The sequence below is a fragment of the Algoriphagus antarcticus genome (assembly GCF_002150685.1).
GTDB lineage: Bacteria > Bacteroidota > Bacteroidia > Cytophagales > Cyclobacteriaceae > Algoriphagus > Algoriphagus antarcticus.
The window spans coordinates 39,719-52,782 of record NZ_MSSW01000003.1 but is presented as its reverse complement, the minus strand read 5'-3'; the positions used below and the strand labels follow the sequence as shown (position 1 = coordinate 52,782).

The 13,064-nt window shown below is 40.4% G+C and carries 8 protein-coding genes; 1 reads left to right on the top strand and 7 read right to left on the bottom strand.

What is annotated here, in order from left to right; translation table 11 throughout:
* Nucleotides 1–175: 175 nt before the first annotated feature.
* The 5 genes from BVH04_RS02425 to BVH04_RS02405 form a co-directional block, all read right to left on the bottom strand.
* The gene (locus BVH04_RS02425; protein WP_086539738.1) at nt 176–1,717 is read right to left on the bottom strand and encodes a RagB/SusD family nutrient uptake outer membrane protein; all 1,542 of its coding nucleotides are present in this window, start codon (nt 1,715–1,717) and stop codon (nt 176–178) included.
* An 18-nt stretch (nt 1,718–1,735) separates the two neighbouring features.
* A complete protein-coding gene (locus BVH04_RS02420) occupies nt 1,736–5,248 on the bottom strand; it encodes a SusC/RagA family TonB-linked outer membrane protein (RefSeq protein WP_086539737.1) in 3,513 nt (1,170 codons plus the stop codon).
* 149 nt (nt 5,249–5,397) lie between these two features.
* Nucleotides 5,398–6,447, bottom strand: a complete 1,050-nt coding sequence (locus tag BVH04_RS02415; RefSeq protein WP_240510808.1) for a FecR family protein — start codon at nt 6,445–6,447, stop codon at nt 5,398–5,400.
* A 4-nt stretch (nt 6,448–6,451) separates the two neighbouring features.
* Complete coding sequence (locus tag BVH04_RS02410) at nt 6,452–7,084, bottom strand: RNA polymerase sigma factor (protein WP_086539736.1); 633 nt, start codon at nt 7,082–7,084, stop codon at nt 6,452–6,454.
* A 343-nt stretch (nt 7,085–7,427) separates the two neighbouring features.
* Nucleotides 7,428–8,957 (bottom strand): FG-GAP repeat domain-containing protein, encoded by a 1,530-nt coding sequence (locus BVH04_RS02405; protein WP_086539735.1) that lies wholly within the window; start codon nt 8,955–8,957, stop codon nt 7,428–7,430.
* Between the two features lie 512 nt (nt 8,958–9,469).
* On the opposite strand from BVH04_RS02405, the gene BVH04_RS02400 reads away from it, so the two are divergent.
* Nucleotides 9,470–10,849: a right-handed parallel beta-helix repeat-containing protein gene (locus BVH04_RS02400; protein WP_086539734.1), complete on the top strand. Its 1,380-nt coding sequence runs from the start codon at nt 9,470–9,472 to the stop codon at nt 10,847–10,849.
* Between the two features lie 5 nt (nt 10,850–10,854).
* Here BVH04_RS02400 and BVH04_RS02395 read toward each other — a convergent pair whose 3' ends face one another.
* Together BVH04_RS02395 and BVH04_RS02390 are read right to left on the bottom strand one after the other, a co-directional pair.
* Complete coding sequence (locus BVH04_RS02395; RefSeq protein ID WP_086539733.1) at nt 10,855–11,937, bottom strand: cellulase family glycosylhydrolase; 1,083 nt, start codon at nt 11,935–11,937, stop codon at nt 10,855–10,857.
* Between the two features lie 179 nt (nt 11,938–12,116).
* The gene (locus BVH04_RS02390) at nt 12,117–13,040 is read right to left on the bottom strand and encodes a hydroxypyruvate isomerase family protein (protein ID WP_086539732.1); all 924 of its coding nucleotides are present in this window, start codon (nt 13,038–13,040) and stop codon (nt 12,117–12,119) included.
* Nucleotides 13,041–13,064 lie beyond the last annotated feature (24 nt).

The following is a 13,064-nucleotide window of genomic DNA, read 5'->3' as shown; positions in this document are numbered from 1 at the left end:
ATTGGAAAGGGAGCAAATTTCCCATTTTTCAAAGGGGGCAAGAGCCTGTCCCGAATATCGGGAGGGATTTTTCAAATCAAATCAATAACAAATTTGGCTATGTGCAGCTTTGCGGCAACACATATTTACTAATGAAGAAGTAGGATTTCTCCTACCTCTTCAACTTATTTTCAAATCAATAGCCTGGATTTTGAGAAAGACTTTGCACAAGATCAAGTTCTCGCTGGGGATATGGTTTGAGCAAGTATGTTTCATTCCAATTTTGGTTTCCGGGATTTCCAAAATCAATATCATTGGGGATATCTATGATACTTGCATTGTGCCATCTGACCAGATCTGCGTAGCGATGTCCCTCAAAGGCCAATTCCACTCTACGCTCATGCATGATGAATTTCAACATCGCATCAGGGGATATTGCCGCTGATCTTGGCGCCAATATAGCTCCTGTAGGATCGGCTCGATTTCGGACTATGTTCACATATTCTGCCGCTTTAGACACATTATTATTTCCTAAAAGCTCAGCTTCAGCTGCCATAAGAAATACATCTGCCAGTCGGATCACTCGTTCATTGTTTGTGCCTGCATTTGGTTGATCGTAAGAAATATAGTCCATCAAATATTTGGAGGGAGTCGCACCGGTGATAGACCAAAGTGAATCAAAACTACTTCCAAAATACGGATCACCTTGACGATAAATAGTTGAGATAATTCGCGGATCACCCTGCTCAAACTCTTTTTGCAAACTCTTGGTCGCATGCATTCTACCATATCCTTGGCCATTGGCGCCTGGAGCGCAAATACCCAAGAAGCAAGATGCTCTAAATACGATTGCTCTGCCCGTACCGGCATGCCCTACATTTTGATTTCCTTCCAATCCGAAATCAGCAGGTAGCCATGTGTTGAAATCACCACGGGTAAACTGAATCTCAAAAAGCGACTCTCGGTTGTTTTCCAGTGACTCCCTGAAGTTATCTCCAAATTTATCCAGAAGAGTATAGGTGCCGCTGCCGATAACGGCGTTTAACTCTACCGCTGCTTGCGAGTATTTCTCTCTGTATAAATAGACTTTACCCAAAAGTGCCTGTGCCGCACCGGCAGTGGCTCTACCCAAATCAGTACCTGTCCAGGAGCGAGGAAGATTCTCTTTTGCAAAAATCAAATCAGTCTCTACCAGATTGAGAACTTCACCAGGCTGACTATTACCCACTTGAGCACCTTCCAATGTGGTGGTCAATTCAGAAATCAATGGTGGATTTCCCCAATTATTTGCAAGCAAAAAGTAAAAGTAAGCTCTGAGGAACTTAGCCTCAGCCTCAAACCTTGCCTTTTCTTGATCAACCATATCAGCATTTGGCACTTCGTTCAGAATCACATTAGCTCTCATGATTCCTTTATAACTCTGAGAATATAACCATGCAAAGTCTCCATTATTTGGAAGCCAGATAAAGTCGTTGTTATTATTCACACCTTGTCCTCCATGACGAGTATCGTCAGAGGGATATTCTATTCCGTTGTAGTGCCCTTGTCCATTTTGATCGAAATAGAAATTGAGAAGGGTACTATATGGACCCAATGATGCCGCTTCAAAATCTTCTACAGTCTTATAGAAGGTCTCCGAATTCAATTCACCCAGCGGTGGTAGATCTAATTTGTCATCACATCCAAAGCCAATTCCTAAACTTAGAATCAGCAAACTTGATAATATTTTAGTTTTCATGCGTTTAGATTTTAAGTTTTAAAATTGAAGTTGGATTCCCATTTGAAAGATGCGAGGCTGTGGCATATTTCCTCTATCAGTTCCAGCACCTATTTGGTTAGAGTTGGAGCCAAACGTCAAAACCTCAGGATCCATACCCGTGTAGTTCGTAATAGTCAATAAATTGGATGCAGCCAGGTAAATTCTTCCACTGGAGAAACCCTCTAACTTGTTAAGTACAGTCTTAGGAACAGTGTAGCCTATCTGAATATTTCGTAATCGGACAAATCCTGCATCCTCAACGAACTTATCAGAAAATCTGAAGTTTTGATTTGGGTCGCCGTTTATAGCCCTGGGAACATCATTGCTTGTACCCGGACCAGTCCATCTATTCAAGCCTTCGGTTAGCATATTTCTTCCGCCACCTTCCAGATTCAGGTTATCCTGTCTTACTTGATTGAATACTTGGACATCCCCTACTCCTTGCCATAGCATGGACAAATCGAATGCTTTGTAATTCAATCCAATATTTAACCCATAGAAATAAGACGGGATAGTTTTTCCTAGATAGGTTCTATCATTGAAATCTATGACCCCGTCTGGTTCACCGGAAAACTGCTGTCCATCAGCACCCGGACCATTAATATCCAAAAACTTGACATCACCAGGTCTAGGATTTTGGGGAGAATTTTTATCTACAAAACCTCCAGTGAAAATGGCATCGATTTCTGCCTGGGTCTGATAAATACCGTCAGTTTTATATCCAAAGAAATAACCAATTGGTTGACCTACAGCTGTTCGATAGTTGGCATCTGATGTGAATTCCTCGATTCCAGGCGCAAGTTCTTCCAGCCTATTCTGTACTGTGGTGAAATTACCGTTTAACGAAAGTTGGATTCCATTGGAAAACGTCTTACTGTAGCCAAGCTCTATCTCGATTCCTTTGTTGCTCACTCTGCCAAGATTTACAGGCGTACTTCCAAAACCTGTAGAATTAGGCAATGGTAGAGAATACAGGAAGTCTTTGGTAGTCCTGTTATAATAAGTAACCAAAAGATCAACTTTGTTATTAAAAAGTCCCAGGTCAACGCCAAAATCGATCGTCTCGACTGTTTCCCATCTTACATTTTTATTGACAAAATTGATAGGAACAGGTGCTTGGATAGTGGTACTTCCACTTCCGTAATCAGGAGTAGTTGACACCCTGAATATATGTGGATAAGCCGCCGTATTTGAGTTACCAAGTTGACCCCAGCTTCCTCTGATTTTCATCTCAGAAATAATTCCGGATTTTGGGAAAAAATCCTCTTGGCTAATTCTATAGGCGCCCGAGAAAGAAGGAAAGGTCCCCCATCTTCGGTTATCTTCAGCCGAGAAAGTACTTGTACCGTCTCTTCTGATTGTTCCTGTAAGCAAATATTTATCATCATAGTTATAGGAAATACGTCCTAAATATCCGACAAAAGCAAACTGACCCGCTCCGCCTCCTATATTTGGATCTCCTCTACCATTCTTGACCACTTCATAGAAATCTTTAGAATTACTTATAAAATCACTTCCTTGGACTGAAAGTGAAGTGGATCTGTTTTTTTGATACTCCATACCTGCGAGTATGTCAACAGAGTGTTTGCCTATTTCTTTGAAGTAATTAAGTGTGTTTGTAAAGACTTGAGTATACCCTTCACCTCGAGAATCATTGAATTGATTGCCCGGTCTATTCAATCCCATTTCTGAAACCAAATACTCAGGTCTCCAAGAATCATCTCTGTTATTACTAAAATCCATGGAGTAAACAGACCTATAGGTCAACCCTTTAAAAATCTCCAGTTCAGCATAAATGCTTCCTAACATTCTAGTAAGTCGATCATTATTATTCACGATTTGATTTATACCTACTTGATTTCCTATCGTCAACCCACCGAGGTCATTATTCCCGTCATAGCCATATCGATTGCCGGGGATCGGATTTGATGGGTCTTCGAAAACATTAAAGAATGGAGGCATTGTCAAAGCACTCTGTAGCAGAAAACCATCGCCTCCACCATTAATGCCTCTAATAATCTCTTGATGTGAAACTGTAAATGTTTGTCCGATTTTCAGTCTTTTGTTTACTCTGAAATCTGAATTGGCTCGGAAATTATAGCGTTTCAAATCATATTTTTGCACCGTAGCTTCTTGCCCAAAAAATCCGCCTGAAACAAAATAATTATAATTATCTCCACCACCAGATACGCTTACGTTGTGATTCTGAATCGGAGCATTCAGATTGAGTGCCTGATCCCGCCATTGAAGCTGATTATTCCTATTTCTAATCGGGCTTCCTTCTCGTAGATCCGGATGCAATACTTGATAAGCAGCATCTGTGGGAGCCAAACCATTCTGGGTATTTGCCGCATTATAGGCATCTTGAGTCAGTCCAAGCCATTGATTCGTATTCATGTAGTCTGGAATCCGAGTAATATTTTGAACACCGTAGTAGGAATCCAAATTGACTGTAGGTTTTCCCTTCTTTCCTCTTTTGGTGGTAATCAAAACTACACCATTGGCAGCTCTCACTCCATATACCGCTGATGCCGAAGCATCTTTCAAAACAGAAATACTTTCAATATCTGCTGGATTAATCGTTGAAAGAGGATTGGTTATTCCGCTTGAATTATTTCCTACAGGCACTCCATCCACTACGAACAAAGGCTGTGTGTTTCCCACCGTACCTACTCCTCGCACTCTTACCGAAACCGGAGATCCTGGTGTACCATCAACAGCTGTAACCTGAACTCCTGAAATACGCCCCTGCAAAGCTTGATCTGCTGAGGCGATTGGCAATTTGTTGATCTCTGCCGAACTGACGGTTCCGATGGACTCGGTCATTAGCTTTCTACTTTTCTCACCATATCCAATCACAATAACTTCTTCAAGATTGGTTGCATCTTCAGTCAGGGAAACATCTATCATAGTTTGATTTCCAACCAAAATCTCTTGGTTGGAGTAGCCTATAAATGAGAAAACCAACACATCGGTAGTTTCAGCATTGATTTGATATTTTCCGTCTAGGTCAGTTACCGTTCCGTTTGTCGTGCCTTTGATAATAATAGTCACTCCGGGCATTCCATTCCCATTTGAGTCAGTCACCATACCTGACACAGCGATATTCTCTCTTATGGCGATACTCACGTCTACTTCAGCTGAGGTTACCCGCTCCTTGACATGAATGTTATCATTCACTTGTATAAATCGGAGTCCAGTGCTCAGCGAAACGTCTTGCAGAATTTTATAAACAGTGTTTTTATCTGAGAAGACAGAAACTTTTTGATTGAGATTTACTGTGCTGGAATTGTAAGTAAACTCAAAACCTGATTGCCGTTCGATTTTATTGAAAATTGAGAGCAAGGAGGAATTTTCCTCGCTCAAATCAACTCGAACCTGTTCGATATTTTTTCGCTGGGCATTGCCTGAGTTTGCTAACAAAACAGTACAAAAAATCAACTGAAAAACGAACGCGTATAACACCTTTTTTGACATCATAATTAGTTGTCTTCGTATATTTTTTTTCATAATATTGTTATGGTTTAAGTAATAGAAAAACTTGGACTTTTGCCTGGAATGGTTGTCGCTAGTACAGGCATTTTTAAGGGCAGCCAATTCACTTTGAATTGGCTGCTTATTAGGAGCAATTTGAATTTTCCATATTTCTAAGTTTTGGGTTAATTGTATAATTCCACTTTTTTGCCATTTATTTTATACTTGATTTTTGAAGTTTGTTTGATCCCTTCTAGCACATTTCTTAGGCTTTCATCGTGGAAATTACCCGTGTATGCCCAGGTTGTACTTAACTTACCCGAGAGCTTTACCTCCACATCATACCAATTTTCTATTTTACTTTTTACAGTAATAAAGTCATCGTCTCTGAAAACCAAAATTTTGTCTTTCCATCCAATTATTTCTAATGAGTCAAATTTGGACTTATGGAATTCTCCATCTGCCTGAATCGTCAGCATTTCCGAAGGCATGAGCATTACTTGATTTCCTTTGCGGTCGTTTACCTTTACCTTTCCTGAGACCAAAGCCACTTCAAGTTTGTTTTCAGATGATTTTTTGGCGTTGAAGGTGGTGCCCAATACTTCTATTTGAGCTTTTCCCAAGTCCACCACAAATGGTCTTGATTCTTCTGCCACATCAAAGAATGCTTCTCCCTCTAACAATACCGATCGGATTGTATCAGAAAATCGGTTTGGATAAGTGATTTTCGAGCTGGAGTTCAGATGAATTCTGCTCCCGTCCTCAAGCGTTAAAACCGTTTTTATTCCGGCTCTATTGACCTTAGTGATCCATTCGATAGGATCTTCTTTTACAATCGATCTTTTGAACGCCAATGAATAAAAAATCCAGCTACAAAATGTTAGAATGAGAATCGCGGCAATATTTCGAAGAGAGAGAATAGACTTCCAATGAAAGGGGATTATGGAATTTTTTTTTTGAGAAACCTCCTTGAGATCAACTCTGATAATCTTTTCAAAAACTTCCAAATAGATTTCATTCTTCATCAGGTGTTTTTCCTGATAGTCAATTGACCTGATGAATGTAGCTGCCTGCATCACTATTTCTTTTTTTTGAGCGTTAGCTTCAATCCATTTTTCCCAAAAATGAGTAGTGTTCTCATTCGGGTTTTTGACCCATTGAATGAAGAATTCATCTGTGAGGAAATCTTCAAGCTGGTAATCTTTAAATTTTATGTGGTCCTTATCTTGAAACATGTGGTTACTTAGCTGGTTTGATAAACTCTTTTAAACTTGTGATTGCTCTATAAATCAGTTTTCTAGCCGTTTTTACTTCTTTAAAATCCATAATTTGAGCAATTTCGTTGTAGCTTAATTCTTCTTGATAAAAGAGAAGAAGAGCTTTCCGTTGTTTACATGTCAACTGATCAATGCCATTTTGAAGCTTAGTTTTCCGCAGCGAATTTGTTTCGCTTTGAATAAAGGAAGTCTCGGGCGAGATCTCGATCTTAAAAGAATTCTCCAAAGCACTAGAATTGATTTGGTCTCTTTTGGTTGTTGCTTTTAGATTTTTGATAATCTCTCGCTGAATTGATCGATATAGGTACCCCTTAATATTAGCCACTTCACTGAGTTCGCCTCTTTTGCTCCTCAGGTAAATAAAAATATTCTGAATGCTATCCTGGATAAGCGAGGAGTCTCTTGAAAATTGAAATCCATACTGGTACAGAATAGGTGCATAGATCCTATAGAGGTAATTAAAGGCCATTTCATCGCCTTTATCGAACGCTGTCCATATCTCACAATCTGACTTGCTTTCGAAAATTCTTACTATTTCTTGGCTATGCAGGGTGATATGCTTTGCTTCACTTGATTTTTTTGGGTCTATGTTCATCAAATTTTTATCCTAACCTGTGACACTTATTATACTGAGAGAAAATTTTGACTGGCGACCCCATAATATTTTAAAATTTTCATTTATCCATCAAAAAATCCACATAGTAGCCCGGATCAAGCAAATTAGAAACTTCGATTTATCCAATCGGTAAAATTAACTCCATGATCTATTGTTTTTGCATTAATCTTCTGTGGGACTGACGTGGAAGAAAATTCAAGAAACTAAAAAAATCAAAATCGTGATGGAGCCAAATAGATGATTTTGAAGATTTGGGAAACCAATTTGATTTTCAATATCAAGCGAAAAAAGATGCTCTGATTGCCCGTTGAATATCCGAGATTCAATAATTCAGCTTGTTTTCGAGGATAAAGAAAGGTTGCCACGGAATGGAATATTCGTAATCTGTATTTGGATCAGGCGTCCCACTCTGAAATACAAATGAAGAAGTGAAAATATCCAAGTCACCGTCTCGGTCAAAATCCCCATGGGAAAGTGTCAACCAATTGCCTCTGATCGATTGTGGCAACTGGAAAACTTCAGGTTTTGAATCCTCCACCTTATCAAAATAAAGCCAATCCAATCTTTCCTCTTGGCTGAAGTCCGGGAAATAAGATACCGCAGCTATCTCTATAAATCCGTCTTGATCAAAATCGGCACTAATAATTGACATCGCTCCGGGCATAGGATAAAACCAACCTTCAGTTAACTCTCTACTTCCATCCCCATAGTAAATTCGAATGCCATGGTATGGTTTAAGTATTGGAGAAAGATCCGCATTGTCCCCGTTTGATACGATAAGATCCTCAAAACCATCTTGATTGATATCTTGGACGCTTAGATCGCTCAATCTATAAAGTGGATGAAACTCTAACAATGGTATAGTCTCAAATTTTCCATCACCAAAATTCTTAAACCAAAAAACTCCTTCTAAAGCTTGTCCGAAACCTGCTATCACATCCATCAAACCGTCATTGTCCCAGTCCACAGCAATGGCTCTTCTGGCTCCTGGTGCACTTCTCAGAGTCGTTTTCTTGGCATTGGAAAAAATATCCAAACTCCCCATGGAATTTCCAAAACTAGAAATGATGAATTTGTTAGCTATATCTTTTTCCGAAATTGAAGCCGGCAGGCGGATCATATTCACCGGTCTGTTTAGGCTGTCAATGATCACCTCGAATGATTTTGACTCTTTCGAATAATTGAGCAGTTGACCTTGATATAGATCTGCTGGATCCATTTTCCCCATCGTCAATATTTCCAGATTTGTAAGAGACAATGGCTGCACCTGGACTGGCGTACTCGAAGTTTCGATTTTGCTTAGAATCGAAAAGTCATTTGGATCAAGCTCAAAAATCTGATTGAGACGGTCACCAACCCACAAATGACCTGAAATAGAATCCCATTGGACAAATGTGGTCAAGGTGGATCTATTGATCCGGAAATCAGGCTCGATCAACTGAAAACCCGGAATACCGGAAATTGGTAAATCAACTGCCATCTTTGGTAGCATTTCGGGTGCTTCATGACTATAATATTCTACAATCTGCTGATATTCGAGTTCTGACTTGGGCAGCGTATTTTTACTTAAAATTTTTTCAAAAAAACCCTTCTGTACTTCTGAGTTAAGCACGAAAGATTTCATTGCAGGAAGTACTGAAGATGACCAAGTCTTTTTGTCAAGCAGATTTGGTTCAGGAAATAGATGGCAAGACCCACATTTGAGTTCCGCAAGGCGTCGTGCATGTAGGAGTTGCTCATCCTGACTCAGCAATGGCTCAGTACTCATAGGACTCTGGCAATGAAATGACAGTCCAGCCAATATGAGTAAGCAGAAAAGTCTTTTGGCTAGCGCTAAATAGCTTGAATCCATTTTGTAAAACTTATATGATTATTCGCAAATCCCTCTGCTTTGATAAAGTTGACTTTTTAAGCTAACGGGGTGCCGTTAGTCAGAATTAAACCAGTAGCCACATTGTCTTGACTAATGGGACCGAAGACCGAAGACTGGCCATGGCGAGGCTGGCCAAAATGTAGATTTATCGTTCCGCTAACTATGGGGATGTGCCAAATAAATCTTTTATAGCATCTGCCTTCTAGAAAGAAATAGGGCAATTATTAAAACTAATTAAATTTTGAAGTAAGGAATGTTGACAGTAACCAAATTAAGTATTTCAGACCTCAATTACCTATTGATGATTACTCGGTTTCATTGGGTGTAAGATTCACTAATAAACCCAAAATTGGAGGATAAGAAACCAATTTAGGATCTGTAATCTACTCGTCCAAATTCGAAGAAAATACATTTTCGAACGCGGGCCTTGGGGTTGTTGCTGCTTTCCAAACCCTCACCAAAGGAAATCTAATCCCTCAAAACCTGCAATAATGTATGATATCCTGAAAAAACCCTTATCAACCCCAAGATCAAATTGGGGGTTGATCATTCTTTTTATCCTTCTAGCAGAGATTAGTCAAGCTCAAAATCTATTCGTCAGTTCTTCGGGTAAGTCAGAAGGAAACGGAACAATCTCCGATCCTTTTGGCATCCTCGAAAAAGGATTGGATAAAATCACCCCAGGTGACACACTATTTCTATTGGGTGGCCAATATGCTATTGATCAAGGTCTCAAAATCCAAGTAAAAGGTCAGCCCACTGCTTGGATCACCATCAGCAATTACCAAAATCATGAGGTCGTCTTAAATGGAGAAAACTATCTCTATGACGAAAAAGGAGCCCAACTCAGCTCTGATCATCATGCGGTGGTCTTGATTCAGGGAGCAAGGTACTTACGCCTCAACGGCATAAAAGTCATCAACAGCCGCTCCCAAGGCATTATTGTTCGCGGAGCCGAGACATCCTTCATAGATATAAGCAGATGCAAAGTTGACAATACGTATGGTTCGGGAATAGCACTTTGGTACTCAGATCAATCCAAGGTCTATGAAAGCGAAATCACCCGGGCCAATCGTCAGGAGATGGCAACCCCAGGAAGAAAGCTCGGCAGCGAAGCTCCACATGAGGCGCTCACGGTTGCCGGAGCCACAAATTTTAAAATTCATCACAACAAAGTTCATCACTGCGATAAGGAAGGAATTGATATAAAAGAAGTTAGCAAAAACGGAAAGGTTTACCGCAATGTCGTTCACGATGTCAAGCGTCAGGCCTACTACGTGGATGCATGGTTTGGCCACTTGAGCAACATCGAATTGTATGATAATATAGCCTACAATAACGAATGGGGCTTTGTGATATCTGTAGAAGGCGAAAACTCAGTCGTGGATGCAGTAAAGTTTCACAACAATTTGATCTACGATAATCGAGGCTCAGGAATTTACTTCGGTATTTGGGGCACCAATCTGATGCGACAAAACATTGAGATCAGCAATAATACCATCGTCCGAAATGGCAGTAAAGATCACTGGTCTGCTCCTACAGGCGGGATAGATTTACGCTCTCCAAACTTTGAAAACGTGCTAGTTAAAGACAACATAAGCATCGAAAACTATGGATTTGACTTGGCCTTACCGTTTGAAAACTCAGAAGAAAATCTGCGAAAAACCAATCTCACTCTTGAAAATAACTGGGTAGGCAAAACTACTCTAGTGAATGAAACCTCTGACTACGGCCCGCTTTTCCCGGTAGAATCTACGTTAGTGAGTACTTCGATCTTCAAGGATTTTAACCAAAACGACTTTCGAGTGGTCCAGGAAAATCTTCCAGCCATTCTTCGGCAAAAACCAATGGCAGGCTACTCTTTTGATTGAATCGATTACATATTCGATGGTTTCTTGGCTATTACTTTCATTCCCAGTTTGGGATCATGGATGATAAATCGACCTGCGTCTGTCAGGTCTGAATCCTTGTTGAATCGGTAGGACTCATCTTTGGTAGCGTTGAAAAAAGGCTTATCCTTACCGTCATACCAAGCCCAAAAAAGCCACCCAATCTGGTTATCGTGAAAAATCTGAAGTGCTTTCTTTGGATCATAATTAATAGACGACCCCTCACCTTCCCATCCAAATTCCCCAACGATCACGGGAGCTTTCAAGTTTGCCAACCTAGGTATGAATGTTTCGATATCAAACGGAGGGGTCCATTCGGAAAAAGTTTTATCCTCGGTAGTCCAAAATCCATACATATGAATGGACAACACCAAGTTTTTTAGTGGGTCATGATCGAATAGTTGATCGCCAAACTCCAATAAAGTATTTGCGCTTTGCCCACATCTACCTGCATCGATGACCAATACATTTTTGACGCCTGCCGATCTCAATCTGGAGATGGCATCTTTATAGCAATCTAAAAAGCCGCGGTCTTCGGGACCCCATTCATTGGCAATATTTACCATCAGCTGACCTTCATAGTCTTTTAACAGTTGGAGATTTGCAGGTTCTAGCCATTCGTCTACGATCTGCTTCAAACCCATTTTACCATCCTTCGCAGGCAAATCGCATAGCTCCATACAGGTACCATCGTGAAATTCCAGCATCGGAACCATTTTGCCTTCTATTGCCGCTTCAATCAGTTTCCTTCGTTTAGACGCTGTGTTTGATTGTTGATTCCAAGTCCAGGAAGATCCCGAGGCAACTATTCTTACCGTGTTTGCCCCAGATTTTGGCATTTCGTTCTTTAATGCATTTATTGATTGAGCCTCGTCCAACCAGACATGAACACTATTGAAACCGTAGGGAATGAACAATTTACCCTCGGAATCAACCAAGTTGCCATTTGACACGCTAATACTCCAGCTTGACTTTTCGGGATCCATTGGATCGAATATAGAATCTCCTTCATCTATGGAGCAGGCTAGAAATAAAAATACTGATACTAAAACAATCCTAAATTGATGCATGAGAAATTTCCAGATTAAGAAAAAGTCATTCTTACTATATAAGAATGACTCTTTTCACATTTAAAACCCAATACAAGCTAACATATAGAGGCGCTTTAATGCAAAATGACCCCACCTAAAGAAAAAAAGTAGCTTATCTCAAAGGTTTCTACTTTGAAGCAAAACAAAATCTTCAGTTATTATTTTGGATCTATGGCTCTGTAAGCATTCAACGCAGCCAGCGTACCTTCTTTTCCCGGTTTGCTTATCCCATGTTCCAAGCCTACAAATCCCCTGTAGCCTTTGTCGTGAAGATGTTGGAGGACATTAGGATAGTTGATTTCTCCGGAGGTAGGTTCCGCACGTCCCGGAGTATCGCCCACCTGTATATAGGCAATTTCATCCCAGGCATAATCTAAGGTTGGCAGTAGGTTCCCTTCCTGAATCTGAACGTGATAAAAATCATACAAGACCTTTACGCTGGGACTTCCAACTGCTTTGGCCAGGGCATAAGCTTGGGGAATGGTGTGGAGAAACATTTCAGGGTGATCTCTTCGATGGTTCATGGATTCCATGACCATAACGATACCATGCGGCTCGTAGATTTCCGCTATTCGTTTTAGAAGTTCGATGGCATTGGCCATTTGAAAATCCCAAGGCAATCTTATATCTGTGCAACCTAAGACATTGTGGATGAATTTGGTATTCATCCGCTTGGCAACTTCAACTGAGGATCGCACATCGCTCAATACTTTTTCTCGCTGATCGGCATCTCTACCGGCAAAAGTGACGTCCTTAAAAGTCATCGTTCCTACAAATTGACCAAACTCCATTCCTTTCTGCTGAATAATTGCACTGATGCGCTCCTGCTCTTCCACCGGTCGGCTCCTCAAACCTGTACTTTCCCAAGCTCTAAAACCCTGATCGTAGCCCCATTTTATTTGATCTATGGGATCTTTTCCGGAGAGCTCTGAAAATATCCCAAACTCAGGAGAGAATTTCATATTAAACTTCTCTGCCAACTTAGGTGACGCTGATTCAGCGAAAGAGTCAGCCAAAGTAGCTCCAGATATCAGTGCCGCTCCGGTTAGCATTCCATTCTTAAAAAAGGTTCGTCTTTCCATAAGCTGTTATTTTTTAAGGTGTTA

What these genes read in the sequence shown, in the direction of transcription:
- BVH04_RS02425 (WP_086539738.1), bottom strand. Translation starts at nt 1,717, where the DNA reads ATGAAAACTAAAATATTATCAAGTTTGCTGATTCTAAGTTTAGGAATT.
- BVH04_RS02420 (WP_086539737.1), bottom strand. Translation starts at nt 5,248, where the DNA reads ATGAAAAAAAATATACGAAGACAACTAATTATGATGTCAAAAAAGGTG.
- BVH04_RS02415 (WP_240510808.1), bottom strand. Translation starts at nt 6,447, where the DNA reads ATGTTTCAAGATAAGGACCACATAAAATTTAAAGATTACCAGCTTGAA.
- BVH04_RS02410 (WP_086539736.1), bottom strand. Translation starts at nt 7,084, where the DNA reads ATGAACATAGACCCAAAAAAATCAAGTGAAGCAAAGCATATCACCCTG.
- BVH04_RS02405 (WP_086539735.1), bottom strand. Translation starts at nt 8,957, where the DNA reads ATGGATTCAAGCTATTTAGCGCTAGCCAAAAGACTTTTCTGCTTACTC.
- BVH04_RS02400 (WP_086539734.1), top strand. Translation starts at nt 9,470, where the DNA reads ATGTATGATATCCTGAAAAAACCCTTATCAACCCCAAGATCAAATTGG.
- BVH04_RS02395 (WP_086539733.1), bottom strand. Translation starts at nt 11,937, where the DNA reads ATGCATCAATTTAGGATTGTTTTAGTATCAGTATTTTTATTTCTAGCC.
- BVH04_RS02390 (WP_086539732.1), bottom strand. Translation starts at nt 13,040, where the DNA reads ATGGAAAGACGAACCTTTTTTAAGAATGGAATGCTAACCGGAGCGGCA.